The sequence below is a fragment of the Heyndrickxia sp. NPDC080065 genome, from assembly GCF_050281185.1.
In the GTDB taxonomy this organism is placed as follows: Bacteria; Bacillota; Bacilli; order Bacillales; family Bacillaceae_C; genus Heyndrickxia.
The window spans coordinates 305,269-332,011 of the sequence record NZ_JBNNWS010000002.1; the positions used below are offsets into that span (position 1 = coordinate 305,269).

Consider the following 26,743-nt stretch of genomic DNA (forward strand, 5'->3'; position numbering starts at 1 on the left):
TAAATCACTTATTTACAAATCTATAAAAATAGATATAATGTTGTTATGGAACCTTCACTAATCTATAAAGCATTATCAAATGATACAAGGCAACAAATTTTATTATGGTTAAAAAATCCAGAAATTTTTTTTGATGAAAAGCCTTATTTAGAACAAGGCCTTAGTTTCCAAATTGGAGTATGTGTAGGCGATATCCAATTGAAAACCGGACTGGCTCAGTCGGTAATTTCTTGTTATTTATTAACTATGAAAAAAGCTGGATTATTAGAATCCGAACGTATTGGAAAATGGACGTATTATCGTCGAAATGAAAAAACAATACAAGAATTTTCCGAGTACGTCCAAAAAGAATTATAAATAGAAAGGAGGATTTCTTTTTTTAATCCATTATATCTATTTATATAGATATTTGTTTTTGTGTCTACATAAATGTTAACTTTACTAAATAAAGAAATTTGTTTTCAAACTTAAAAGATCTATATACGAATGGAGTTTTTTATAAATGAAAAAAGTAAGCCCTCTATTTATTCTAGTGCTAGCATTAGGTGTATTTGGAATTATTACAACAGAGATGAGTATTGTCGGAGTATTACCACAAATCGCTCAAAAATTTGCGATTTCAACTTCACAAGCTGGCTTGTTAGTAAGTATTTTTGCTTTAGTTGTCGCTATCTCTGGACCATTTTTAATCCTATTAGTGTCTGGAATTAATCGTAAACTCCTTTTATTAACAGCGATATTTATTTTCGTTATTTCTAATATTATTTATGCTTATACAACACATTTTGAAGTTATGCTGATTTTTCGTATTCTACCTGCTGCTCTTCATCCGATATTCTTTTCAATAGCTCTTGTAACTGCAGCTAAACTTGTCCCCCCAGAAAAAAGCAATCAAGCAGTTACGAAGGTTTTCATGGGAATTACAGTTGGATTTGCTTTAGGTGTACCATTGACTTCTTATCTTGCAGAACAGTTTTCATTAGAAATTGCTTTCTTGTTTGGAGCGATTGTCAATGCTTTTGCCTTTATAGGAATATTAATTTTGCTTCCTTCTATGCCCGTTAAAGAAAAAATGTCCTTTGGTAAGCAAATTAGTGTATTGCGTAAACCAGGATTATGGTTAAATATTGCAGCTGTTGTATTTATTTTTGCAGCCATGTTTTCGGTATATAGTTACTTTGCTGAGTACCTTTCAAGAGTAACCTACATGAATGGCACTCTCATTAGTGTCATGTTACTAATATTTGGTGTAATTATGATTGCAGGCAATTCTTTGTTTGGAGTTTTTTTACAAAAAAGCATAGTAAATACCGTGATCTCATTTCCAATTTTATATTTAATTGTTTATTTATTGGTCTATAATTTAGGATCTTATTTCATTCCAATGATATTTATGGTATTTATTTGGGGAATCGTACATTCTGGTGGTTTAATTGTTGGTCAAACATGGTTAATAAGTGAGGCAAAGGAAGCTCCTGAATTTGGCAATAGCTTATTCGTTTCGTTTTCAAATCTTGGAATTACTTTAGGAACCTCTATTGGCGGCTGGGTTATTTCTCAATTAGGAATTCACCAACTTATTTGGAGCGGTCTCATATTTTCACTGCTTTCTCTTTTATTGATAGTAATTAAAATAAAATTTTTCAGCTCTAGTAATCAGCTATCGCTTTCAAACTAAAATAACTTTATAAAGCGATAGACAAACCCCTTAGATAAAATATCTAAGGGGTTTGATACATTCATAGAAAAGTTTTTTTACATTGTGATTATGATTTTCTGGACAAATACAGCAGTTCCAGAAATGGCAATGCTGATTTCTTCTTCAGCATCTACATGAACAATTACCCTTCCATCTTTGCCAATTTCTTGACCTTGTTCTACGACTAAATCGTATTTTTCTTTACATTTTTGTTTTACATATTTAGCAATGTAGGCACCCATCACACCAGAGGCTGTTCCAGTAACCGGGTCTTCAATTGTACCTGCGTACGGTGATGAGAAGTGTCTTGCATGTAAATCTGCATCTTTACTTAGTGCATTAAAACAAAAAGGATGCACTGATGATTCCGGCATTTCTTTCAAGATTTCAGGAAAACAAGCAGTTTCGGGTTTCATTTGTTTAAATACATTGATATCTAAAATTGGTAAACATAATGTCCACTGACCAGTATTCCCATACATAATTGGGTATCTTGTATCAATCATTGATACAGGAATATTCAAACTTCTAGCTAGATCAGCTTTCGAACCTTCAAAAGCTACAAATTGTGGCTCTGCATGTTGCATACGAATTTTAGTTTGTCCGCCTTCTTTGGTGACATTCACAGGAAGTACACCAGCCAATGTTTCAATCAAATAGCTTTCTTTTAAAGGAAGGATACCTTGATCCAGCAACATTGCCATTGAAGCCATTGTAGCATGTCCACAAAGTGGTGTTTCGTAACCCGGTGTAAAATAACGGATACGAATATCTGCAATATCTGATTTCATAGGAAATGCACATTCATTAAATCCAACTGCTTTTGCGATTTGTTGCATTTCTTCTGTTGATAAATTCCCCTCGTTAAGCACAATTCCAGCTGGATTTCCTTTTCCAGGCTGTGTTGTAAATGCGTCATAATGATATACAACTTTTTCTTTCAAGATGTATCCCCCTATATATGTATATAGTTATCTATTATGTATTTTATTTCATCTTTTAATGTCATCTGTAGAGGATGATACCATCAGCCAGCATTTTTTTATTTAGGCTGTTTTCGTAAACTTTGTTGCTCTTGAACAAGGAGTGGTTGATTTCCACTCCAGGATGCTCGCTTTCCGCGGGGCGGGCGGTGAGCCTCCTCGGAGCACAGCTCCTGCGGGGTCTCACCTGTCCTGCTGATCCCGCAGGAGTCTCGCACCTTCCGTTCCAATCAACCTGTATATGAACAGTTTGCGTTTTCAAAACATATTTCAAAAACAACAATCTTTTAAAGAAGAGCCTTTATTTATTACAAGCATTAGTTGGTTCATCACCGAATATTTTTGCAAATGTATTAGAAATTCCCTGTGCTCCTAAACACATTTTATATTCTAATTTATCAGGTATTCCATAATGCAGAACTATACTGGCTATTATAACAACTGAAGCCACTGCAAATAATATTCTCTTCACTCTAACTCCCTCTTCCAACAAGTATTTTTTTCCATTAATACCATATCAAAGATTTACTAAGGTCGTAAATACAGTGATAGATTGATAAACATATCAGACTTTAATCTTAGTTAAGAAAAATATCTGCAAAAGCCTCTTTCTCGATTTTAGATGGTTTAAAGAAAAGCAAACGAGTTAATGATCGCTGTAATAATTGCACAGCAACCTAATAAAATTACCCACCTTGCCCATTTATTTTCGATACCCTTACGTTTACTTACAAGCAATGAGACAAAACTGATAATTAACAATACTATTGCCAAATATCATTCCTGACATGATACCTATTTTCATTTCTTATACTCATTTTTCATCTAATAAATCATGTCTATTATTATAAAAATTTCCAATGGAAGTATAAACTTTTATAAGCATTCTAGAGTTATATTTTTTTACTTTAAATCAATGCGTTCAATATTACTAATAGCAAACGCAACAATACACCAAATATCATTCCTGATATGATATCTATTATCACTTCTTATGCTCCTTATTTTATCTATTAAATCATTTCTATCTTAATAAAAATATCCAAAGTAAGTTTTTTAAATTTTTTAATCATTCTAGAGTTATATTATTCCAAAAAGGCATCCGACTGCTGAGCAACCAGCACTTAATCTAAATCAATACGTTCAATATTCCGAATCGCAAATACAACAATACCAAGAGCAACTACTGCCAAGGCAAGCGGAATATAAATAATATTAGCTAATGAGAAATTCGGACCTGCTGATTGGCATGTCACCATAACAATTAAAAGTGAAGAAGTAATCGTTGCTGGTATCGAATATTTTCTCATCCCAAAATATAGCGGTACTAGTGCTGCCACTGCAGTCGTTAAACTAAACATAATTATTTTTATTATCTCTGCCAAAAGTTCGTTCGAGGTTAAACTCACTGCAGATGTAAAATGAAAGATTTGATTCAATCCAATAAAACCAAGGCTCGCCACTATATGAGAAATTGTCATTGCAATAAATGTTACACAAACAATAATAATCAATTTCGCACTAAGAATTTTTTTACGATTGATTGGATAAGAAAACATGATAAGGATCGTTCGATTCTTAAATTCATTGATTATCATTTTTGAAATAAGTACAGCGGAAAATACTATAAAAGTACCTCTAACACTTGCTCCACTTATCGTAAAAATTCCCGATATATCTTTTAACATTTTGGTATCTTCACTTTTTTCAACTACAGAAATCATACATAATAAACCGAGAATGATTATATTTGCAAGAATAGTACCTTTGACAAACCATCCTATTTTATTCTTTTTTAATTCAAGTCTTATTAAATGAAACAAAATAATCGGCTCCTTGACTTTTATTATGTTACTCAATTATTACTTATTCCTTTTGCCAAAAGTTAACTCACGACCTGGTCTAACTCGACTTTTTTGATAAAATACTCTTCTAATGTTGTCCGTTTTTTATCAATAGACTCAATATTGATATCTTCAAGTATTAATGTCTTAGAAATAGATGATTGAGGCACTTCTGTAGCATAGATGCGAATGGTTTGATCATCAACTACCTTAAAGTTATTAATACCTAATTTATCATGCAGCACCATAGCGGCTTTTCTTTGATTGCTGGTCACCAATTCTATATACTCTGTATTTCTCGCCTCTATCGAATTCATAGACGCTTCCTCAATCAGTTTCCCGCCTTTAATGACACCGATCGTGTCTGCGATCTGCTCAATCTCACCAATAATGTGGCTGGAAAGGAGCAAGGTCATACCGTATTCCTGATTAAGCATCTTGAATAACTTTCTCATAGACTTAATCCCAGCAGGATCCAGTCCATTAATGGGCTCATCTAGAATCACGAATTCGGGCTTTGTGATAATCGCTCTGGCGACACAAAGACGCTGTCTCATCCCTAATGAAAAGTCTTTTGGCAGCTTATTCTCAACATTTTCAAGACCCACCCGATCCAAAGCATCACGAATCGCCTGTTTGCTGTGGTATCCCATATAAGCACAATGCAGTTCTAAATTTTCCCGCGCAGTCATTATCTCATAAAAAATGGGGTATTCGATCATACTCCCTATTCTCTTCAAATAATCGAAAGAATCATGTTTGAGCGGTTTTCCGAAGATAGTGATCTCGCCATGCGAAGGCTTGATCATATTGGTTAGCATCTTCATAATGGTTGACTTACCTGCACCATTCGGTCCAAGAAATCCATAAATCTCACCTTGTCTAATATTCATTGTTACATCGGACACAACATCATGCCCTTGGAAAGTTTTTGTTAAATTTCTTGTCTGTACAACATAGTCCATGATGACCCTCCTCGTTCTCTAACTGTTTTCAGTCTAGCAAGCGTCCCTTGCTTTTTTCTGTCTTAAATCTTACGAAAATCTTAAGAAAACAGTGAACCACTTTTGAAGGTTCAATGACGTTTTTCAAACGGTATGAATTGTATTGAATGTCTCCTTGCATTTCTACTTTATAAATTTACTTTCGCCATTACAAACTAGTAATACATTTATAATGACTCCAATACCCTTTATTTTCACATAACCTAGTAAACTTTCAAGCATATTTGAATCCAAAAATAGAATCACGCAACTGCATTTTCTACTTCAAACCTTCTACACAAAAAAAATAACCTCTTAAAGGAACAATATCCTGAGAGGTTATTCTTATCAAAATTTATTAATGATATTCACATCAAGTCTAGATGTTAGAAGTGTAATCACAGATTTTCTTTAAAAAACTCTACCATTTTTTGAATGGTGTCTTCATTTCTTCGATAATATGTCCACTGACCATGTCTTGTAGACTCTAATAATCCGGCTTTTTGCATCATAGAAAGATATTGAGAAATGGTCGATTGAGAAAGATTTGCTTTTTCTTGAATATCTCCTACACATACACCGCCTTTTTCATTAATGTTCTTTGATAAGTGAGCAGTTGGTTTATCAAAGTGTTTCTCAGGTTCTTTCAACCATTCCATAATATCTAAACGAGTGTCATTTGAAAGGGCTTTAAAAATTTCTTTTTTATTCATACCCTCATATTAATCGGCTATTTACGATATGTCAATTAATCTAATTATACGCCCAGGATTTTTATTTTGACATATCGGTATAAACCGATTAATATGGTGAATTGAGATTATATATATCGGTATTTCTCGATATTTAAAAATTTAAAAATGCGGAGGTACTATTAATGAGTACAAGAAACAACAGTCCATTAGCTTTATTAACTTTGGCAATTTCAGCTTTTGCCATTGGTGTCACAGAATTTATAAGTGTTGGTCTATTACCCTTAATTTCAGATGACTTAGGAGTTCCGGTTAGTATGGCAGGATTAACAGTTACAGTGTATGCATTAGGTGTAACTATAGGTGCACCTGTTCTAACCTCTCTTACCGCAAGCATCCCTAGAAAAAATCTGTTATTACTAGTGATGGTGGTCTTTATAATTGGTAACGGTCTAGCTGTTCTTGCTCCTAACTTTTATATATTACTAGCAGGGAGAATCATAGCTTCTTTCTCACATGGAGTTTTCATGTCGATTGGCTCATTAATGGCTGCGTCATTAGTTCCAGAAAATAAACGAGCACAAGCTATCTCAATTATGTTTTCTGGTTTAACGATTGCCACTGTTACAGGTGTTCCTATTGGTACGTTTATTGGTATACAGTTTGGATGGAGAATGGCTTTCCTATTTATTACTCTTATTGGAGTCATAGCATTTTTTTCAACTCTCATACTTGTACCTAAATCTGAAGAAAGAGGTAAGCTTTCAAAACTCAGAGACTTCAAAGAGTTATTTAAAAATACAAGATTATTGCTAGTATTTATAATAACTGCTTTTGTTTCGAGTGGAACGTTTACGGTGTTTACTTACCTTTCTCCGCTGTTACAGAATGTCACAAAGTATTCTATAAATGCCGTAACAATCATTCTTTTCCTTTACGGAGTAATGATTGCAATAGGGAATCTTATTGGAGGTAAAGTAACAAACACTCATCCCATTCATTCATTATCAAACATCTTTATCTTTCATGCACTTGTGCTGTTATTGTTGTATTTCACAGTTCCCTCCAAGGTTCTAGGTTTAATAACTGTGGTTTTAATGGGACTATTCGCCTTTATGAATGTTCCGGGACTTCAGTTGTATACATTGATTCTGGCTGAACGTATTTCTCCTAAAACAACTCATGTAGCTTCAGCCATAAATATTGCCTCTTTCAACGCGGGGATCGCAGCAGGTTCTTATATCGGCAGCATAATTATTGAGCATAGCTCAATCGTAAACATAACATGGGTGGGAAGTTTACTCGTCCTTATAGGATTGCTCCTTACTCAAATCAGCAAAAAGTGGGATCCAAAAATAAAATAAAAACAACTAGATAAACATTATTTTATAAAGATGAGTGAAACCCATTCTAAGCTACCGAAAAACACTATGTAACAATAAGAAAAACCGAAATTCCATATTTATAATTATTGAACTCAAAAAAAGAAAACATGGGGTTGTTAAATAACAAAATCTCATGTTTTCCTTATCTGAAGAGTTTAGTTGTCATCCGTATTTTTCATGTTCTTTAATAAGCCGACCTTTTAATTGCGGAATATCGAAACATTTTTTATTATGCATTAAATAGAAAGAGCAGATATTTTCGTCATTTAGCATCTACTTTTTATCAATCCTTTTTGTAAAATCTACAATCAAAATTTGTCGTCTTCGTAATCATATCTTTCAATATTATTGGTCAATATAAAGAACCCTTCTGATCTTTTAAGCATACGAATGAAGACCTGCAATCACTAAATTAACAAACACTTGGTTAAAGACAATCATGCCAAATCCAATTATAGAAAGCCATGCTGTACGTTCACCTTCCCAACTTTTAAACAGACGTAAGTGTAACAAAGCAGCATAGAGTAGCCATGTAATTAATGCCCATACTTCTTTAGGATCCCATCCCCAAAACCTTCCCCATGCTATTTGAGCCCAAATCATAGCAAAAAATAATCCACCTAAAGAAAACAGTGGAAAACCTATTAAGACCGCACGGTATGAAATTTCATCCATTAATGAAGGGTTTACTTTTTTTGTTAGTGGTTTTAAGAGTTCAATCATTCTTTTACGTGTAATAATCCTAATAAAAAGATATAACACACTTCCCAAGATAAATGACCAAAGAATCGTATTTAACTTCCTCGCATCAATTGTATTCGATACGAATATAAAACCGATCTGCTCATTGTTTGTATGTGAAATCTCTTCGTTTGCCACAAGGATTGGCATCGTATAAATTACTTCTTCAGTTATACCGTTTTTTATATTTTTTATCTCAACTGTTTGGGGCTCTAGAAGTAAATTAAACATAAATGAGCCTAAAATAAAACCGATGATAACAACTAAAAAATACATGATAGATTCTAAACTACTTGCACCTTTAGTTTTTTTATTGATATCTAATGTAGATAGCAAATAAATAATGCCAGTAACAAATGCAATAGATAAAATGGCACTTGAAGCTGCAACCGTAATAACATGAATTGTTAACCAATTACTTTGAAGACTAGGTACTAACAGAGACACCTCATTTGTAAAAACACTGCCGTAACCTAGTATCAATAGAGAGGTTGGAATAGCAAACAGTCCAATAATCGTTTGTTTATATAAATAATGAATGACGAGGAATGCACCAACCAACATAACTCCAAAAAATGTCATAAACTCATACATATTACTAACAGGTGCATGGTCAACTGCTAACCATCTACAAATAAAGTAAATGATTTGTAGCGCAAATGCTATATATGTAAGGATGATACCCACTCGTGCACTTCTCGTACCCTTAGATTTAGCAGCAAACCCTATTGGAACAATCGCAACTAATAATAAAATAAATGCTAAAAATAAAGCATCACCACTTATTGATAATAGCTTTTCTGTGTTCAAACCAATACCCTCCATCTATTTTCATAAATATTTAACCTTATTCATTATAAATAACGTCATTATTATTGAAGTTATTTTGTCATCAACGTAAGAAAATTCATCTCGAACGTCTAATATAATTGCGTTACAATAAACAGATGGAGGTTAATTATGGTAATTTCATTAATATCTTTTACAATGTTAAATTTTATTATAATTTTAGGATCTCTTTTTTATCTATTAAATATCCACCCTACGTTCCAAAGATTACTAGTTTGCTTTCTTCTTAATGCATTTATCGCAATATTAGCAATGGAGTGTCAGGATTCTCTTTGGCTCCCCATGGTCCTTTGTATTTTATTAAGCGGTGGGATTTTTTATATATTTTCTAAGAAAAAAAATGTTTTCTTTCATGTAGTTGTTATTAATCTTATAGCGATTCTCGTGGAATATCTTGCATTAATAATTGTGAACAAATTTAAATTACCGTTACTACTTCATGGATTATTAATTCTACTAACCTTTGCTATATGTCTTTATTTTTATAAACGCTTTATACATAGCTATCAAAATCAATTACAACTTACAAATAAGTTGCATCTATCTCTATTACTGATTTCTATTATCACTTTCATTGTCTTTTATTTAAATGTCTTTATTCCTTCAAACAATGGGGAATTAACACTTTCTACAATGAATTTTTTTATATTAATTGTGTATTTTTTAATAATGTTCATTTTATCAAGTTTATTGCTTCAAACAATACGAAAGGAAAATCTAGTAAAGCACAGAGAAACTGTACAACATTACTTTAATGAATATATGCAAGGATTGGAGGAAGTAAATCGGAAAATGTATGCTTTCCAACATGATTACTCAAATATTCTCCTTTCAATGCGTGGGTATATTGAAAATGAAGATATAGAGGGTTTAAGAGCATATTTTCACTCAACAATATTAAAGACTGAACAACAAACAATGCAAAAAAATGAATACTTCAAAGAGCTTGAAAAAATGAAAATCGTGGAGTTAAAAGGACTCCTTTGTGCAAAATTATTAAAAGCACATGCATTAAACATTTCAATTCAAGTTGAAGTTCCTGAAACGATTGAAGACATTTCCGTAGATTTGATGGATTTAACAAGAATACTTGGGATTTTTTTAGATAATGCTATTGAAGCTAGTCTGCTTCACACACATCCTCGAATTAATATCGCCTTTATTCACACGTATATAGATGATCTAATAATTGTAATTAAAAATAAAACTAATCAGCAGTATCCTAATATAAAGCAATTATTTAAAGAAAATTACTCTACAAAAGGAGATAAACGAGGATATGGCCTATACAATGTAAAACAGCTTTTAAGTCGCTATCCAACAGTTAGTTTAAATACTTATATAGAAAATGAATGGTTTATTCAAGAAATGGTGGTAAAAAGAGAGGCGATTAGATGAGAGTTGCAATATGTGAGGATAATATATTTCATCGAGAGTTAATATTTAAAACGATTAATAACTATTCACTTTTTCATGAACCTAGTATCGAGATCGTCTTATGTACAGATAGTCCAAACCAGTTACTTCAACAGATGCAATCAAAACAAATCGATTGTTATATATTAGATATCGAACTTAATGAAGTTATTAATGGCATGGATATCGCAATTTCTATACGTGAAAAGGATCCACTTGCCCAAATTATTTTCATTACTACACATGCAAACCGTTTAGAATTAACTTTCACTTATAAGCTAGCTGCACTTGATTTTATCGTGAAAGATTCACCAGAACAAATCAAGTCAAAAGTTATAGAAGCATTACAAGCCGCTTATACAAAATATCGGAAAATCGGTCAAATAGATTCATCGAAATGGTTTCAAATCAAAGTAGGTGAAAAGGTTAAAAATATAAACTTACATGATATCTACTTTATTGAAACATCTCCTCAGCCACACAAACTAGAACTATACGAAAAAAATGGTTGTCATACATTCTATGCTACGTTAAAAGAACTGGATTATCTTGGAGACAACTTTTTCCGATGTCATAAAAGCTACTTAATTAATTTAGAACATGTTATTGAATATAATGTAAAAGACCGCCTCGTAGTGATGAAAAATAAAGCTAAATGCCCAGTATCATTTCGATTAATGCGAGAACTCAAAAAAAAGCTGATAAGCCTTGATAAAGGAACTAATCAAGAAAATGTTAAACTAAATTTATAAAGTGAAAATTTAACAAATTGGGAAGCCCGAAAACTGTATGGCTTCCCTTAAATTCGTCACTAATTAAAATAAATGTAATTAGCTCAAACCATTTAAAAATCATGCACAGTAACACAAAGCTGTATAACGATTCCAAATGGATCTCGTATAATTGCATATCCGGGACTAAATACATTTTCTTCAAATGGCAATAAAACAGTAACCTTCTCATGTTGAACAAGAGATTCATAAAGATGATGAATAACACTCTTATCTTTAGATTGAATACACAATGAAAAGCTATTACCTAATTGCCAAGGTCGCGTAGTGTCCATTTCTTCCTCTGCAATCATTAGTTTATTAGCGCCTATTTCCAAAACAGAATGTGTAATATATTCATCTTGGCCCTCTTCATAACTAAAATTAGGATTCATTTCCTTCATTTCTTTATAATTTTTCTTAAAGAGAACTTTAGCACCTAAATATTTTTCATAAAATGTAATTGCTGCTGCAGCATTACCATTCAAAGATAAAAACGGGATCGCTTCAAAATTCATTTTATTGCCTCCTTCATCCGTATTGATTACACTTTCAAGTATAGTCAATAAAGGTGACAAATTAAGGCACCATTAAGAGAGGTTTTTTATGAAAAAATCAGAGCGTCTCAATCAAATGCTGCGCTATATCAATCAAAAACAGCGTTTTACACTTCGAGATTTAATGGATGAATTTCAAATTTCAAAAAGAACGGCATTAAGAGACATCACTTCATTAGAGGAAATTGGTGCTCCAATTTATGCTGAATATGGCCGAAATGGAGGCTATCGTTTACTTAATCAAATGCAGCTTCCACCCATTTCTTTTAACAGCCAAGAAATTTATGCCCTTTATTTTGCAATGCAAGCACTTCGAAGCTTTTCAAATTTACCGTTTCAAGTATCTTTTCGTTCTATTCATGAAAAATTTATAAACGAATTATCGGACAGCCAAAGACAAGATATAGAGAGAATGCAAAATCGAGTATCTTTTCGACATACAGAGCAAACCAAAGATAGTGCACATTTAGAAATATTATTAATAGCAGCTGTTAAAAATATCGTATTAAAAATAGATTATCAAAAAACTCACCAAAAGAGCACTCGTAATATTCAACCAATCTCTATATACTCCATGAAAGGCTATTGGTATTGTCAGGCTTATGATATGAGTAAAAAAGCTTACCGTGTTTTCCGTTGTGATCGTATAACATCCGCTGAAATAACAGATATCCAGCCATTAGAGGACTTAAATGAAATTAACATACAAAATGCTCATTCACTTTGGAAACCATCTGAACAAGCCGTTCCATTTAAATGTCTAATTGGTCAAGCTGGGGTAGATCAATTTCAACAGGAGCATTACCCCTCAATGAAGTTAATCCATGAGACAGAAACTACCTATATTGTTGGATGGTATGAGCCAAACGAAGTTGATTTCATCATTAAATATCTTGCTGGCTTTGAAAGATCCATAAAAGTAATAGAGCCTATCATTTTAAAAGAAAAATTAAGACAATACTATAGTGATTTACTTGATAATATTTAAAGTTTTCTTTTGAAAACCATCTATATAAAACACAAACAGCCTTGTTTAGTACAAGGCTGCTTTAACAAGAAATAGTAATATTACAAACTTGAAATTATACATGTAGTTCTACCTACAAGTTCATATTCTCCAAAACTACTAGGTAACATAAAATGATCTCCCTTTTTGAAGGAATAGCATTCATTTTCTGTTATTAACTCCCTTTACCAATTGCATGAACCTTTCCACTTGGTACGTAGAAGAAATCTCCTGGTTTTACCTTTACACAATGTAACAGTTTATTCCATTCTTTCTGTTCAATCATAGCCAATAATTCTTTTTTTGTTTTCGCATGATGTCCATAAATGGCGATAAATTGAATTTTGTTTTTTCTCTGATTGAAAAACGTGAACCATGTGTGCTACGACCTGTCTCCAAACCAGGCGGCACAAATCTCACATATAATAAAAACATCAAAAAAAATTTGATGAATAGGAGGTTACATAATATGACTAAACAATTTGAACAATTAATTATCAAACTTTATTTCAAATCTACAGACCGTTAATATATTGAGCATTTGCTCTAGAATATTGGCGGTCTTTCTTTATTTTTTTCTAAAAATTTTAAGTGTGTATGATAGAATTACATCTTTATATTTCCTTATATCTGTTTGTATACATCCGCGTATGCAAATTTTAATTGCTCACGCAATTCCTTATTTTCTCCTTCCATTTTCTCGATTCGACGTTTCAAAGAATCTATGATATATGAAAAAAGAGGATATATGCTCTCATACTGAACATAGTATCCTCTTCTAATTATAGTCTGCTTAATACATTCAATGGTTTTCGGAATTCTTTTTTTAGAGTCAACCCTGCGCAGGGCTGGTCTTCATTTCATAGATTTTTTGGAGCGTATGGACATGCCTCATCTTCTCGTCATCGTCCTCTGTGTGGAGATACCACTCCACAAGCCTGTACCCGAATACGAGAAGGATCAGCTCGTAGACGCAATGATCGGCGATAGGGGATACATCCGTATACTCCGAAAAGCCTTTGTAATACGCGGGGACACATCGCTGGTAGTATTCGACCATGTGATTGATATCCGCTTCATCAGCAATCAGGCTAGCGAGATCCTCGCCCAGGTAGCCCCATCCGGATGTATCCCAGTCGATGAGCACGATTTTCCCGTCGGCATAAATCAGGTTGGTCACCCAGAAGTCCCGGTGGCATAGCACGAGGGGCAATTTTTCGATGCGGGCGAGTATCTCATTTGCGTGCTCATCGATGTCGATGAGCATTTGCCGCACGTACTGCGGGAATTCGCAATCCTCCGAGCGTATATAATCGTAGACGACTGGCCATGACCGGTAATGCAGATACGTATTCTTCATGAAATCCGCATGGCTCAGATTGGTCAGGCTCTGCAGCATAGCGGGCTGCTCCGCATACAGCTTGCCTTGGTAGCGTCCTAACTCCAGCGCGGCCTGTTCATACATGTCACCGGTCAAGTCTAAACCGGTTACGCCATCGATATATTCCAGCCACAACTGGAATTCATTTCCTTCGGCATTAATCTCGGCGTGATAACATGTTGGCCAGCGGAAGGCATCTGAGAACGTCGCTCCCAAGTCAGACGCATAGAGATCATATTCCCGGCGCCATGAACCTGGATCGCCGTAACGCTCCCATTTCTTCTGGATTTTCAGCACGATACGGTACGGAAATTTTTCGCCATCCGCGGTTTTGGCAATCCCCGTTACCAGGTACACATTTCCCACAGTTCCGCCCTGTAACGGCATGGTTTGGTAGTCGGCCGAGATGATATCCTTCTTGAACCGTCGGCTTAAGGCATAGATCAGCGTTTCGAATTTAATATTCATTTCTTCCATCCTCCGTTTTTCTTCGTTTGCTTGCTCCGCATGGCGATAGTTTTGTTTCGAGCCCTCTTGTCGATGAGGTAGCTCGTTTTATCCTGGACATACTTGTTCTCATGCTGCTGGGCAACATAATGCTCCCACCGTTCACGCGGCAACGAACCGTCGGCAAGCGCGGCGAGAACGGCACAGCCCGGTTCGGCCTGATGGCGGCAATCCCTAAATCGGCATTGCGGGAACCATTCCTCCACATCGGTAAAGCTTACGTGTATGCCTTCGTCGGCATCAAAAAGCCCAAGCTCACGCATACCCGGCGTATCGATGACCATCGTACCGGAGGGGAGCATGAACAGCTGACGGTGCGTTGTTGTATGTCGCCCTCGGCTGTCGACCTCCCGGATCGCCTGAACCTTCATTACGTTCTGTTCTATTAACGTATTTAGCAGAGATGATTTACCGACGCCGGACATACCGATAAAGACGACTGTTTTACCAGGCAGCAAGTAGGGATCGAGTTCGTTCAGTCCCAGTCCTGTATGACTGCAGATCGCGTGAACCGGCACATCAGGGATGCTTTGTGTGACTTCTGCGAGCAGAAGATTATAATCTTCAACGAGATCAGCCTTGGTCAGAATGACGACCGGCTGGCCGCCGCTCTGCCTAGCTTGTGTCAGGTACCGCATGATGCGGGTAACGTTGAAATCCCCATTCAGAGAAGAAAGAATAAACACATAGTCAAAGTTGGTTGCAACGACCTGTTCCAACACGGTTTTGGCATAGCCTGCGGCATGCCCTGAATAATCCGCGCGTGAGAACTTGGAACGGCGAGGCAGTACCGTAACGATAAGAGAATCTCCGCTCTCATTGTAGTGCAGCAAGACAAAATCACCGACACAAGGAAAGTCTACGCGCATTTCCGCGCTGTAATAGAACGTTCCTTTGAGCACCGCCGTTACTTCGCCGCGCTCGGTCATGACCGTGAAGCGCTCGCGCCTAAGCTCCGTCACCCTGCCGGGCAATAATCCGTCGGGAATTGCTTCTATTTCTGTGTAGCCATAGCTTTTCAAATCCATCATGTTTTTTGTTAGCTCCTTTTAATGTTGTTTTTTGGACGCAAAAATGCCACGGACAAGCAGCCTCTAAAGAAGCTGCTGTCGCGTGGCATCAGAACGCAAAAAAGATACGACCTTCATCGTATCCTGTAAACAGCAATATTCACGAAAGGTTACTTTGGATGGCATACCAAATAATACGGGCGTATTCCCGCTTTTTTCTCGTATGCCTGCTATTCAGTTTTAAGACCAAACCACCATATAAGTATTTGCCATTAAAACACATCTCCTTTCGTGTCAGGAACTTGCTTATCGCTAAGCTGTCTCTAAAATAACCTATTTTGGAAAAAAAATCAATGCCTGAAAACGCATATTGTGTCAGCCCTTTCTTTTATTCTTTGCCATGCAGGTTCTTAGAAGTTTTTCAAATTTACCTTTTCAAGTATCTTTTCATGCCATACATGAAAAATTTATAAATGAATTATCGGACATTCAAAGACATAGAAAGAATGCAAAAGTAGCTCAATTTAAGTGTCTCCTTAATCCAGAAGGAGTAGAGCATTTCCAACAGGAACAATACCCCTCAATGAAGCTAGTTCATGAGATTGAATCTACATATATTGTTGGATGGTATGAGCCAAACGAAATTGATTTTATCATTAAACATCTTGTTATTTTGGAAAATATATACAAATCATCGAGCCTATCATTTTAAAAGAAAAATTAAGACAATACTATAAAGACTTACTTAATAGTATTTAAAAACCTTCTACAGTTTTTAATGTTAGAGCACTTTGATACTTAAATAAAAACACAGCTTGTGATTATCGAATGAATCAACAAGCTGTGTTTTATTAAACTTAATGATAAATTATCAATCTCTTTTTAGAGTTATTGGAGTTATTTCTCTAATTCTAGTTCAAGGATGATTACAATTCCAGTTCTATTCAATTTCATCTAGTAACTTATATGCTTCTTCTTTCGTTTGGACGGATAATAACCGCTCTCTATAGCTGTCATCCATCAGTTTTCGAGAAAGCATTTGAATGATTTTTAAATGTTCATTTCCTTCACTTTCTTTTGGCACTGCGATCATAAATATTAATTTTGCATTTGTTCCATCAAGGCTTTTCCAATCCACACCTGATTGTTTAATACCAAATGCGACACTTGGTTTCTTAACCGTATCCGATTTTCCATGTGGAATCGCAATATTCATGCCAATACCTGTGGTACTTTCCTCTTCCCGATCCATAATCGCTTGTTTAAACTCTGCCTGTGAGTGTAGAGCACCAACATGGTTCAATTTTTGAATCATTTCATCAATAATGTCATCACGTGTTTCTCCGATTAAATCCGTTTCAATTAATTCGAAGCTTGTAATATCTGTTAATTTTTTAATATCTATTTTCTCTACTTGCTTGCTTTTGTCTTGTGATTCTCGTTCTACTTGCGGCATTTCTTCTACTTCGGGCATATCTACAATAGAAATATCTTTTTTCAACATATTTACGATAATTGCAGTCACAATCGATCCTACAATTACAGCAACAAAGAACATAAACACATTATCTACTGCACCTAATACCGCAACAATCGGACCACCATGTGCTACCCTATCTCCTACATGACCAATCATCGCAATAACAGCACCTGCCATCGACCCAGCCATAATACTTGGAATTACACGAAGTGGATCTTGTGCTGCAAATGGAATTGCACCTTCAGTGATACCGAATAGCCCCATTGTAAACGATGCTTTCCCCATTTCTCTTTCTGACTCTTGGAATTTTCTCTTCCCTATAAATGTAGCAAGACCCATTCCAATTGGTGGAATACAAATTGCCGCAGCGATTGGACCCATAATTTCATAGTTTCCTTCTCCAATCATTGCTGAACCAAATAGAAATGCTACCTTGTTAACCGGTCCACCCATATCAAATGAAATCATCGCACCTAAAATTAATGCTAATAGAATAGAGCTTGATCCTTGCATGCCTGCTAACCAAGATGTTAATGACTCAAAAACTTGTGCTACAGGAGCACCAATAATATATACAAACGCTAAACCGACAATAAGTGATGCAAATACCGGTATAATAATAATCGGCATAATAGGCTGAATTGCTTTTGGAACTTTTATCTTTTTAATTCCTAATGCTACATAACCCGCTAAGAAACCTGCGATAATTCCTCCCAGGAAACCAGCACCACTTTCACTTCCATAAAAACTTCCTGTTGCTGCAATATATCCACCAATCATACCAGGAACAAGCCCAGGTTTATCAGCTATACTGTACGCAATATATCCAGCTAGGATTGGCACCATAAACATAAATGACGCCCCGCCAATTTGTTCAATCGTTTTCCAGAAAGAATCCTCTGGGATGACTAAACCACTAGGTGTTTTTTCTCCACCAAGCGTTAACGCAATCGCAATCAATAATCCTCCTACTACAATGAATGGAACCATAAACGATACACCATTCATTAAATGGCGATAAATTGGATTTTGTTTTTTCTCTGTTTGATTGCTTTCTACCGTTTTAGACTGTGAATGATAAACAGGTACGTCACCGCTTACTACTTTCTTAATTAATTCCTCTGGTTTACGGATACCATCTTGCACCCCGACAACCAGCAATTTCTTTCCTACGAATCTATCTTTATTTACGACACGATCGGCAGCGATAATAATACCATCTGCTTCCCGAATATCTTGTTCGGTCAGTTTGTTTTCTACTCCAATACCACCTTGGGTTTCTATCTTTATTTGAACTCCTAATCTATCTGCTGCTTTTTGTAAATTTTCCGCTGCCATATATGTATGTGCAATTCCATTTGGACATGATGTAATCGCTAACAGTTTCATTTTAAATCCTCCTTACACCTTTTTGTAAGCGCCTACACTTACTATATATCAAGATCAAGATGACAAAAGTTTCGTTTTTTACCGTAGTTTCCGGAAAAATCGACCTTTTTACCTTAGCAAAAAAGTGAGGTAGTTAGCCCCACTTTTTGTTAATCATGCAAATACGATAAAAACTTCATGACATTTGTTTCTTTCGTAAGCTTTTGAATAAAAGATGGTTGTTCACTTATAAAAGATAGCTCACGAAATAGTTGCTTCGTTACCTCTTGCCCATCACTCTTAACTGCTAGCATAAATACAAGTGATACTTTCTCTGATCCCCAATCAAGCGGTTCCTTTAATGTAGCAATAGCAATAGCGGACTCCTTAATAAACTTAGGGTTTCCATGAGGAATCGCAATTCCTCCTCCAATCGTTGTTGCTGACATCTTTTCTCTTATAATCGCATTTTCTATATATTTTTTGTCCACGTAGCCTTTATCATGCAAAGCGTTTGCTAGCTTTTCAATTAATTCATACGGATGTTTTATGTCTTGTTGTAAAAATACTAAAAATGGAGTTGTGTAATTTAGCATAACAAATTCTTTTTTCTCTTTTGAATTTGGTTCATTAGCTTGTTTTATAAATTCTTCTAGTTTTTTTTCTTCTGTCCAATCTAACAATGGAGATACTACAAGATGAGGAATCGCAAGCTCAGGAAGAGGAATTGTCGAAATAATAAGTTCTACATCCGGATATTTCCGCACATACTCCTCAAGATCAGCTTTTGCAATACAATCCATCACATTAACATGACGAAACTTCCTCTCAATCTTTGTTCGTAACAGCTGTGACATTCCGATTCCCATATGACAAACAATAATTACCTTTTTTGATTTTTCATGATGATGTAACCGTTCAATAGATGCTTCAAAGTGTAAAGTAAGGTATGCTGCTTCTTCTTCTGGAATATACACAGTCAAAGTCTCATTAATTTCTTCTAACACTTGAATTATTTTATTAAACATATAAGGATACATTCTCTTTATATCATGAAGCATTGGATTTGATATTGAAAGGTCATAATTCAAACGATTCAATGTTGTATACAAATGAATATATAACCCATCAATGAGAACGGGGTCACTACTAAAATCTACTTCAGTTAACTGGGACATTCGCTGAATTAAATGCTGTACAACCTTAGATAGAATTGGATTACTCTTTGTAAATTCAGTCTCATCTTGATAGCGAAACTTTCCACCTAAAATATGAGCAGTTAAATATACCACTTCTTCTTCTGGAAAATGAATAGCAAAAGCCAAATCTAATCGTTTTAAAAATTCCAATGTCCATTCAAATTCCTTCATTTTCCGTATCGTTTCAATTTCCTTTTCAGGAATTGAAATAGACTGCTTCAATTTCACTCTTCGTATCATAAGCAACGTATGGATTAATAAATTTTCCAATGTATCATCTGTAAAAAATAATGAATGTCGTTTTTGTAACAATTTCAATTCATTCGTAACCATTTCAACTTCATGATATAAAAATTGTTCTTTAATAAATTGATTCGTAAGCTCCGAATTCCGAATCAAATCAGATAATCTAGCTAATGCTTTTCGTTTATTTTTTTCACTTCCTTCAATAACTAGTCCTACTCGCTGTTTGGATAAAATAGTTAAATCAAAATGACTTAACCATTTTCCAATTATATTTAAATCTTTCTTAATAATCGTTCGATTTACAAAGTAATGAGAAGCCATCTCCTGTGCTGTAACTGGCTTGATGTTCATTAATAAGTTATAAGTAATCTGCAAAACCCTTTCCTCATCGGATTCATACTTGGTACGATGATTCACATGAGATAACTTATTAAACAAATCTGCCTTTTCATGTTCCTCTATTTTCAAGTAAACTCCTAAGCCTGGTTTTCTTACAAGGTGTGCACCAGGATACTTCTCAAGATAATTTTCAATTACTTTAAAATCATTCCGAATCGTTTTCTCCGAACAATTAACTTCATTCGCAAGCTCTTGAACCAATACATGCCCATCGGATTCAGATAGTAATAGAAATAAAATCTCTTTTTGTCTTGTATTCATCAATTCCACCTGCTTCCAATCCCCATTTGTCGCTTTTCACATAAAGATGACTATCACATTAAATTATATATTTCTATTTTTGAATTCCATCTATATTGTTACTATGTGTTATTGTATTATAGTAAATAAAAATTCCCAATAGTATAAGTCTATTGGGAACTATAATATCATTTCTGTACTCATCTTTATACATGTTGCAATCTCTTTCCTTCTTTTATATAAATTGCAATCATTTTAGGGTATATTCAATTCCATCTCTACCTATTTCCTAATTTTGAATGCTGTTTCATACATCAGTAAAAAATTGTGATCGTAAAACAACATATTATATTCCGATCTCCCGCATTTTTGCCGTGACTTTTTTCATCCTGTCATCCATATCTGTGCCATCGAATTTCTTAAACCGCATTTCGCTCACGATTTTTCCATCGCACATAAACATAATACGCTCAGTCCTAGCTGCAATCTTTGCGTCGTGAGTTACGAGGATAACCGTGGTACCTTCTGTGTTAATTTCGGAAATTATGTCCATAATTTCCTGTGCGGATTTTGAGTTAAGCGCGCCAGTCGGCTCGTCACCGAAGATAATTTTAGGATTGCTAATAAGTGCGCGGCATATTCCCGCACGCTGAAGTTGCCCTCCCGAAACCTGGGTAATATAACGCTTTTCCAGCTCCGCAATACCAACCTTTTTCATAAGCTCTCTAGCTTTTTCGGTAATCTTCGCAACGCTTTTTCTGTTATCTCGCATTGAAGGAAGAATGATGTTATCAAGAATATTCAGGTTTTTAAGCAAAGTCGGCTGCTGAAAAACAAAACCCATTTTTGTTCTGCGTATATCGGCAAGCTCCTTTTCACTAAGTGCTGATAGATCCCTGCCATCAAAAGAAACCTTTCCGTCGTCAATGCCGTCCATTCCACTCATCGCATACATCAGTGTCGATTTTCCTGAGCCCGAAGGTCCCATGACCGAAACAAACTCTCCTTCGTTTATTTCAACGGACACGCCATCGAGAACATTGTGCTTTTCATTGCCTACTCTGAAAGATTTTACTATATTTTCACCGATAATAATCTTCTTCATAATTTACTCCTTCATATTTTCAGATATTTTTATTTGTCCCGCGCTCGATGTGCCGATAATTGTTGCGATAAGAACTGAGCATATCATCATCAATGGACTTAATAGATACGCAGAAAGTGGATTAACAACAAACTTAAACGATGACGCTCCAAACGAAGAGATAACCGCACTCGCAAGTAACTCTCCGAGAGTGTTTGCTAGAATCGTCCCAAATACAATTCCTACAATCAGAACAAATACCGAACGTGACACATACTGTATTGCAATATCCGAGTTTGTAAAACCTAACGATTTCATTACGGCAATTGAGTATCTGTCCTTCGCAACAAGCATTCTCATAAACAAAAGTGTAACCAATACCGTTATAATCAGCGCAACGACAATTGCAGCAAAGCTGGCCTTTCCGACGGAGCTTATTGTTGAGCCAAATGTTTGTGTAATATATTCATCAATGCCCGAAATCTTTGCAAAATGGAACCTGTCCGCATAGTCCGAGGTCTTACCTCCGACAAGAGATTTATCGGAAAGCTCCGCGTAAATAACACACCACATAATATCCGCCGAATTGTCGGAGAAAACTGCCTTTGCAGTTTTGCCACCGTTAGTAATGTCGGAATAAATTCCGGATACTGTGAGATTTTTCTCCTTCCCCTCAATCACCAGCGTAATGACATCGCCGATCTTTTTGCCTAGCTCTTCAGCGTTTATGGCTGAAAGCGCAATTTCGTCTTCTGCATCGGGTGCTCTGCCTTCGGAATATTCTATTGGGAATATCGAATGATCGCCAAGCTCAATTTTTATTCCTTCCTCCGATCCGTTCTTTGTCTTTACTTTGAATGTTTTGGTCGTCAGCACAGCATATTTAGATATAGATCTGTCGCGCTCCAGCGTCTTTACAACTTCCGCTGCTTTTATAGAAATATTGTCAGTCTGCTGAATGTCAATGCGCATATCACTACTTCCTATCCCCATATATGTGATGAAGCTTTTTGAGGAAATAGTGTTGTACAGGTTCAGTGGAACGATAATGATAAATGTCGAAAGCACAAGCACCGCAAGCATTGTGACGTAAAGTCTTTTTCTTGCAAGAACATCTTTTATGCCCAGAAAAATATTCGTATTAAGCAGCCTGTTTCCGCTTAGGAAAAAATGTTTTGCGCCTTTAGATTTTTCTTGAGCAGTGCCAAAGCGTATTGATTCCGCGGCTGATATTTTTCGAAAGCGTTTCAGCACTTTGTTTACATAGGCAATAATTGCAAAGAGTACTAGCAATGTACCAATTATTCCGAAAAATAAAGCTAGAAAAGAAGAATTTTTACTTTCCCCCATATAAAGCCGTATATTTTCAAGAAGCACACCTCTGAATACAAATGAAAGTGCAAATCCAAGAATACAACCAGCTGCCGCAATCACCGCGTATTTCGCAAGATAAATCTTTTTTATATCGGAAACAGGAAGCCCTATTGCTTTCATAACACCTATTTCACGGTAATCATCTTCGATTTTCGCAAGGAGCGTAAAGCGTATACACATAAATGCGATTGCAACGACAAGCGCACTTACAAGAAGTATGACTGCAATCATCAGCCCATCGGAAATGGCATTAAGCATTTTGAAAAGCGGATATGTAATTGTCGGTCCGTTTGCTTCAAGCCCTGCGGAGGTGTAAGCAGTTTCGAATGCGCCAATTTCAGACAAGTTCTTTAATCTGAACTCAATTAAATATTCCGTGCTTCCGAAATCCTTTATTGTCGCATAATCATTTTCGCTCACAAGGAACCTCTTTGACGAAGCCAGCAACGAATTCATCTGTGAATCACGGAGAAATCCAGCAACAGTAAATTTCTTTCCGTTTATCACAACCTTGTCCCCAACTTTTGCAGTACCGTCCTTCATGTAACCTACCGGAACATAAATCTCTCCATCGGATACATTGATAACGTTTCCGTCGAGATCAAGGAGATAATCAAATCTTTCGCTCTGTGTGCTGAAGCCGTTGTCCTGAACATTGTCTGCAAGCGAGTTCCCGTTAATTACAATCTTTGCACCGTCTACATTGAGATATTCAAGCACCTGAAATTCATCAACATTGCTGTTCTGATTCGCGAAATCCTCAAGCCGTACAGTATCAATATCACCTGAGTGCATTTGCATAAAATGCGGAGTTTTCGCCTGCTTCATGAGTGTATCTATCGCACCCGAAAGATTTACGACAAGTATCGCCGAGAGAGAAACAAGCATAGCTGCGGCAGCGACAAATATCATGGTGGTCAACGTTATCAGCTTGCTTTTTGAAATATCATTACGGATTAGTCTGAAATACATAAGTCACCTCTGCTTTCTAGCTTTTTAACTGATTTCAAGTTGTACAGAATTACTGAAGTAACACATAACAGCACCCCAGCGATAATAATGAGTAATCCCGTTCCTCTTCCACCACCCGTGCTGATGATCTTTCCCCGTTTGCTCAAAAGCATAAACACCAAGCCCGAACGAAATAAGACCACTTCCTATAGCTGAAAAAAGATTGTCTGACCATAGAAGGAGAAATTTCCTGAAAAATTCCCCTGAATTATTCATTGCTGTTTCCATTTCCGCCGCCAAACATCTTCATCATGTACATAAGACTTCCACTTTCAACACCGAGCAGCCTTTCTACATTGAAAACCAACGCCTGTATACGTGAAGCAAGCTCTTCATTCGTCATAGTAACCATTTCATCATCAAAAACGGTATTCGTATATGCCACAACCATTTCCATGCATTCATATGGATACGGCGTACTGAATAGTCCTTGCTCAATACCCTCGCGGATTATTTCCGTCAGTATCGGTGGAACGCCGTTGATTATGACCTTTTGTATTTTTTGATGCATAAGCGCGTTCTGAGGCTTGTGAATATGCTCCATAATTTCCTTGCTATTTCCGCCACTTATGTTAAGTGCCATTACAACGCGGATAATACGCTCATTTACGGGTATGCTCTTGTCTGCGGCAATTTCCTTCGCTGCTCCTAAAAGGAGGACAGTATACCGCTCAATTAGTGCGTCCATAATATCCTCCTTCGACTTGAAGTGATAATACAGCGTTCCCCGCGCAATTCCGACCTTTTCGAGAATATCGTTTGTACTTGTGCCATCAAAGCCCTTCTGACCGAAAAGCTCTTCAGCGGCATCAAGTATTTCGTTCCTGCGTTCCTCGGCTTTTTTTATAACTCTCAATTTTTACAGCTCCATTCTACAGACCGACTGTCTGTCTATATAATTCTAGCATTCTGTTATTATTTGTCAATAATTTGTAATAAATTTTGTGAAAAAATGATCTTAAAATTTAGTTTACGTACATTTATTTACAAACTTAATAGCCATTTGAAATTAATATCCAATAGAAAAACACCTCAACTCTAAAAGAACTATAAAGGTAAGGTGATTCTAATCATACCTTTTTCAAAACAATCAATCTCTTTTACAAAGCTATAATTTTTAATTAATATAATATGTTATTGTTTAAGTATATATCTGTACAAATTATCACTTAAATATGTACTACTTTTCATAAAATACCTTCTTTGGATTCATAACGATGATTACACCACTGAATGAAGAATTGCGCTATACATGATTAATTCCAATAAGTTTCCGTTTATTAAGCCAATAAAAAAAATTAAAGAATTGGTGGACCATTTTGTAAATTCGAGTTTTGTTGGTGGTACCCCTATTATGATAATATATATAATTATAAAAACTATTAACGAGGTGGCTTATGAAAAAGCAATGGAACTTAATATTAGCACTAATTGTCGTATTAATTATTGCAATTTTTTCCGTCATCAATGTTGAACCTGTAACGGTTCATTACTTATTTGGAACAGCCGAGTGGCCGTTAATCCTTGTCATTATTGGGTCAGTTTTATTAGGAGCACTATTTGCTGGATTAATTGGTATGATGAAAATTTATCAGCTTCAACGATCTTTAAAAAAGGCAGAGACTAATGATATAGATAATCAGTCGTAACGGTAGAATACATATATAGGCACGGTGGGTTAATTAGCGATGCAACTTGAACATTCTGATAGGCAGAGGAAGCTGTTATTGAATTCGTGCAAAAGACCTAATTTCACAATCGTCCAGCACTTCAAGAGGGCCGAGACTCTTTAGCTTGGTTGCAAAAGAATGGAACAGCTACCATTTGGCAAGCTGCTCCCTTAGTTAAGCTATCGTTCTCCGATAGCTTAATGATATTGTTAACCAACGGATTTTATTTGTATAAACATATCAAACTCACTTTCACTGTCCTCACCTTTATATCTGTGGTCGTAAACCTCAAAACAAATAACATCAAACTGTTCGTAATTGTTTGTTCCAAGCCAGTTAATGAGTCCCTCAAACGTTTCATTTATCTTGCCCAGAGGTCCTTTGTGCGTAACCATTGCATACTTGCCTGCGGGAATTTTGTAGGAATACATCCCTTCAGGTACTTCACTTTGTATTGAAGTTTCAACCCCTGCTAGATAGCCATGTTCGTTTCTTTTAATTAATCCAATGGTTTCGATTTGATTCAACCTGTCATTAATCTCGTTTATTCTGTTAAACAAAGCTGGCCAGACATCTCCAGGATTAGTTTGTTCCCCAATCTTGCCCATTCCGACAATCATGCGTTCAGAAAATTCGGCCAATGTTGGTGTGTTATTCATCGCTAATTCGTCTCCCTTACAAGTTGAGTTGAGTTTAATTATGAATTCAACATAGACTCAATATCTCCTCCCAATTATTGTAACTAATCTGCCCGTTCGTATTATAAGGTCAGCCAGAAAATATTTCTGGTTGACCATTTTTTATATGGTTTTATTATAACAGTAGCCAGGGTAGAACGTATCTGCCCGT

At 35.7% G+C, this 26,743-nt stretch carries 25 protein-coding genes and 2 pseudogenes; 8 read left to right on the top strand and 19 right to left on the bottom strand.

The genetic code is table 11. The annotated features are described in order from the left end of the window. Positions 1-45: 45 nt before the first annotated feature. Both ACQKP0_RS03595 and ACQKP0_RS03600 read left to right on the top strand, forming a co-directional pair. Positions 46-357 carry an ArsR/SmtB family transcription factor gene (locus tag ACQKP0_RS03595; RefSeq protein ID WP_427404435.1) on the top strand — a complete coding sequence of 104 codons (312 nt, stop codon included), beginning with the start codon at positions 46-48 and terminating at the stop codon, positions 355-357. Positions 358-502: 145 nt separating this feature from the next. Continuing rightward, positions 503-1,678: an MFS transporter gene (locus ACQKP0_RS03600; RefSeq protein WP_427404436.1), complete on the top strand. Its 1,176-nt coding sequence runs from the start codon at positions 503-505 to the stop codon at positions 1,676-1,678. 77 nt (positions 1,679-1,755) lie between these two features. Here the strand turns inward: ACQKP0_RS03600 and ACQKP0_RS03605 are convergent, their stop codons facing one another. From ACQKP0_RS03605 to ACQKP0_RS03630, 6 genes are all read right to left on the bottom strand, one after another. Then, complete coding sequence (locus tag ACQKP0_RS03605) at positions 1,756-2,643, bottom strand: PhzF family phenazine biosynthesis protein (protein ID WP_427404437.1); 888 nt, start codon at positions 2,641-2,643, stop codon at positions 1,756-1,758. 340 nt (positions 2,644-2,983) lie between these two features. Next, positions 2,984-3,154 carry a hypothetical protein gene (locus ACQKP0_RS03610; protein WP_427404438.1) on the bottom strand — a complete coding sequence of 57 codons (171 nt, stop codon included), beginning with the start codon at positions 3,152-3,154 and terminating at the stop codon, positions 2,984-2,986. Between the two features lie 155 nt (positions 3,155-3,309). Further along, complete coding sequence (locus ACQKP0_RS03615; protein WP_427404439.1) at positions 3,310-3,456, bottom strand: hypothetical protein; 147 nt, start codon at positions 3,454-3,456, stop codon at positions 3,310-3,312. A 350-nt stretch (positions 3,457-3,806) separates the two neighbouring features. Beyond that, a complete protein-coding gene (locus tag ACQKP0_RS03620) occupies positions 3,807-4,541 on the bottom strand; it encodes an ABC transporter permease (protein ID WP_427404440.1) in 735 nt (244 codons plus the stop codon). A 26-nt stretch (positions 4,542-4,567) separates the two neighbouring features. Then, positions 4,568-5,491 (bottom strand): ABC transporter ATP-binding protein, encoded by a 924-nt coding sequence (locus tag ACQKP0_RS03625; protein ID WP_427404441.1) that lies wholly within the window; start codon positions 5,489-5,491, stop codon positions 4,568-4,570. Positions 5,492-5,907: 416 nt separating this feature from the next. After that, positions 5,908-6,222, bottom strand: coding sequence for an ArsR/SmtB family transcription factor (locus ACQKP0_RS03630; RefSeq protein ID WP_427404442.1), 315 nt, complete (start codon positions 6,220-6,222; stop codon positions 5,908-5,910). A 164-nt stretch (positions 6,223-6,386) separates the two neighbouring features. On the opposite strand from ACQKP0_RS03630, the gene ACQKP0_RS03635 reads away from it, so the two are divergent. Continuing rightward, positions 6,387-7,565: an MFS transporter gene (locus tag ACQKP0_RS03635; protein WP_427404443.1), complete on the top strand. Its 1,179-nt coding sequence runs from the start codon at positions 6,387-6,389 to the stop codon at positions 7,563-7,565. A gap of 399 nt (positions 7,566-7,964) precedes the next feature. On the opposite strand, the gene ccsB is transcribed toward ACQKP0_RS03635, so the two are convergent. Next, positions 7,965-9,152: a c-type cytochrome biogenesis protein CcsB gene (gene ccsB, locus ACQKP0_RS03640; RefSeq protein ID WP_427404444.1), complete on the bottom strand. Its 1,188-nt coding sequence runs from the start codon at positions 9,150-9,152 to the stop codon at positions 7,965-7,967. Between the two features lie 135 nt (positions 9,153-9,287). On the opposite strand from ccsB, the gene ACQKP0_RS03645 reads away from it, so the two are divergent. Together ACQKP0_RS03645 and ACQKP0_RS03650 are read left to right on the top strand one after the other, a co-directional pair. Beyond that, positions 9,288-10,574, top strand: coding sequence for a sensor histidine kinase (locus tag ACQKP0_RS03645; protein ID WP_427404445.1), 1,287 nt, complete (start codon positions 9,288-9,290; stop codon positions 10,572-10,574). Continuing rightward, a complete protein-coding gene (locus ACQKP0_RS03650; protein ID WP_427404446.1) occupies positions 10,571-11,344 on the top strand; it encodes a LytR/AlgR family response regulator transcription factor in 774 nt (257 codons plus the stop codon). The genes ACQKP0_RS03645 and ACQKP0_RS03650 overlap by 4 nt, the downstream gene beginning before the upstream one ends. Positions 11,345-11,436: 92 nt before the next feature. On the opposite strand, the gene ACQKP0_RS03655 is transcribed toward ACQKP0_RS03650, so the two are convergent. Then, positions 11,437-11,880 (bottom strand): VOC family protein, encoded by a 444-nt coding sequence (locus ACQKP0_RS03655; protein WP_427404447.1) that lies wholly within the window; start codon positions 11,878-11,880, stop codon positions 11,437-11,439. Positions 11,881-11,968: 88 nt separating this feature from the next. Here ACQKP0_RS03655 and ACQKP0_RS03660 point away from each other — a divergent pair, with 88 nt between their 5' ends. After that, positions 11,969-12,907 (top strand): helix-turn-helix transcriptional regulator, encoded by a 939-nt coding sequence (locus tag ACQKP0_RS03660; RefSeq protein WP_427404448.1) that lies wholly within the window; start codon positions 11,969-11,971, stop codon positions 12,905-12,907. An 80-nt stretch (positions 12,908-12,987) separates the two neighbouring features. Here the strand turns inward: ACQKP0_RS03660 and ACQKP0_RS03665 are convergent, their stop codons facing one another. From ACQKP0_RS03665 to rsgA, 4 genes and pseudogenes are all read right to left on the bottom strand, one after another. Further along, positions 12,988-13,056 carry a hypothetical protein gene (locus ACQKP0_RS03665; protein WP_427404469.1) on the bottom strand — a complete coding sequence of 23 codons (69 nt, stop codon included), beginning with the start codon at positions 13,054-13,056 and terminating at the stop codon, positions 12,988-12,990. A 50-nt stretch (positions 13,057-13,106) separates the two neighbouring features. Further along, positions 13,107-13,253: pseudogene (locus ACQKP0_RS03670) on the bottom strand (mannose-6-phosphate isomerase); the annotation flags it as partial. Between the two features lie 504 nt (positions 13,254-13,757). Beyond that, on the bottom strand, positions 13,758-14,774 hold the full coding sequence (locus tag ACQKP0_RS03675) for a phosphotransferase family protein (protein ID WP_427404449.1): 1,017 nt from the start codon (positions 14,772-14,774) through the stop codon (positions 13,758-13,760). After that, a complete protein-coding gene (gene rsgA / locus ACQKP0_RS03680; RefSeq protein ID WP_427404450.1) occupies positions 14,771-15,844 on the bottom strand; it encodes a ribosome small subunit-dependent GTPase A in 1,074 nt (357 codons plus the stop codon). Before rsgA ends, ACQKP0_RS03675 begins: the two co-directional genes overlap by 4 nt. Before the next feature lie 379 nt (positions 15,845-16,223). Here rsgA and ACQKP0_RS03685 point away from each other — a divergent pair, with 379 nt between their 5' ends. Further along, on the top strand, positions 16,224-16,535 hold the full coding sequence (locus ACQKP0_RS03685; RefSeq protein WP_427404451.1) for a hypothetical protein: 312 nt from the start codon (positions 16,224-16,226) through the stop codon (positions 16,533-16,535). Between the two features lie 228 nt (positions 16,536-16,763). Here the strand turns inward: ACQKP0_RS03685 and ACQKP0_RS03690 are convergent, their stop codons facing one another. From ACQKP0_RS03690 to ACQKP0_RS03715, 6 genes are all read right to left on the bottom strand, one after another. Further along, on the bottom strand, positions 16,764-18,692 hold the full coding sequence (locus ACQKP0_RS03690) for a fructose-specific PTS transporter subunit EIIC (protein WP_427404452.1): 1,929 nt from the start codon (positions 18,690-18,692) through the stop codon (positions 16,764-16,766). A 149-nt stretch (positions 18,693-18,841) separates the two neighbouring features. Further along, positions 18,842-20,776: a BglG family transcription antiterminator gene (locus ACQKP0_RS03695; protein ID WP_427404453.1), complete on the bottom strand. Its 1,935-nt coding sequence runs from the start codon at positions 20,774-20,776 to the stop codon at positions 18,842-18,844. A 325-nt stretch (positions 20,777-21,101) separates the two neighbouring features. Further along, positions 21,102-21,860: an ABC transporter ATP-binding protein gene (locus ACQKP0_RS03700; RefSeq protein WP_427404454.1), complete on the bottom strand. Its 759-nt coding sequence runs from the start codon at positions 21,858-21,860 to the stop codon at positions 21,102-21,104. Between the two features lie 3 nt (positions 21,861-21,863). After that, positions 21,864-24,185, bottom strand: a complete 2,322-nt coding sequence (locus tag ACQKP0_RS03705) for an ABC transporter permease (protein WP_427404455.1) — start codon at positions 24,183-24,185, stop codon at positions 21,864-21,866. Between the two features lie 24 nt (positions 24,186-24,209). Continuing rightward, positions 24,210-24,452: a hypothetical protein gene (locus ACQKP0_RS03710; protein WP_427404456.1), complete on the bottom strand. Its 243-nt coding sequence runs from the start codon at positions 24,450-24,452 to the stop codon at positions 24,210-24,212. Continuing rightward, the gene (locus tag ACQKP0_RS03715; RefSeq protein WP_427404457.1) at positions 24,433-25,080 is read right to left on the bottom strand and encodes a TetR/AcrR family transcriptional regulator; all 648 of its coding nucleotides are present in this window, start codon (positions 25,078-25,080) and stop codon (positions 24,433-24,435) included. Before ACQKP0_RS03715 ends, ACQKP0_RS03710 begins: the two co-directional genes overlap by 20 nt. Before the next feature lie 541 nt (positions 25,081-25,621). Between ACQKP0_RS03715 and ACQKP0_RS03720 the strand changes: the two are divergent. Beyond that, a pseudogene (locus ACQKP0_RS03720) lies at positions 25,622-25,846 on the top strand (LapA family protein); the annotation flags it as partial. Positions 25,847-26,103: 257 nt separating this feature from the next. Here the strand turns inward: ACQKP0_RS03720 and ACQKP0_RS03725 are convergent. Then, entirely contained in the window at positions 26,104-26,553 is a 450-nt protein-coding gene (locus ACQKP0_RS03725; RefSeq protein ID WP_427404458.1) for a GyrI-like domain-containing protein, read from the bottom strand. Positions 26,554-26,743: the final 190 nt, after the last annotated feature.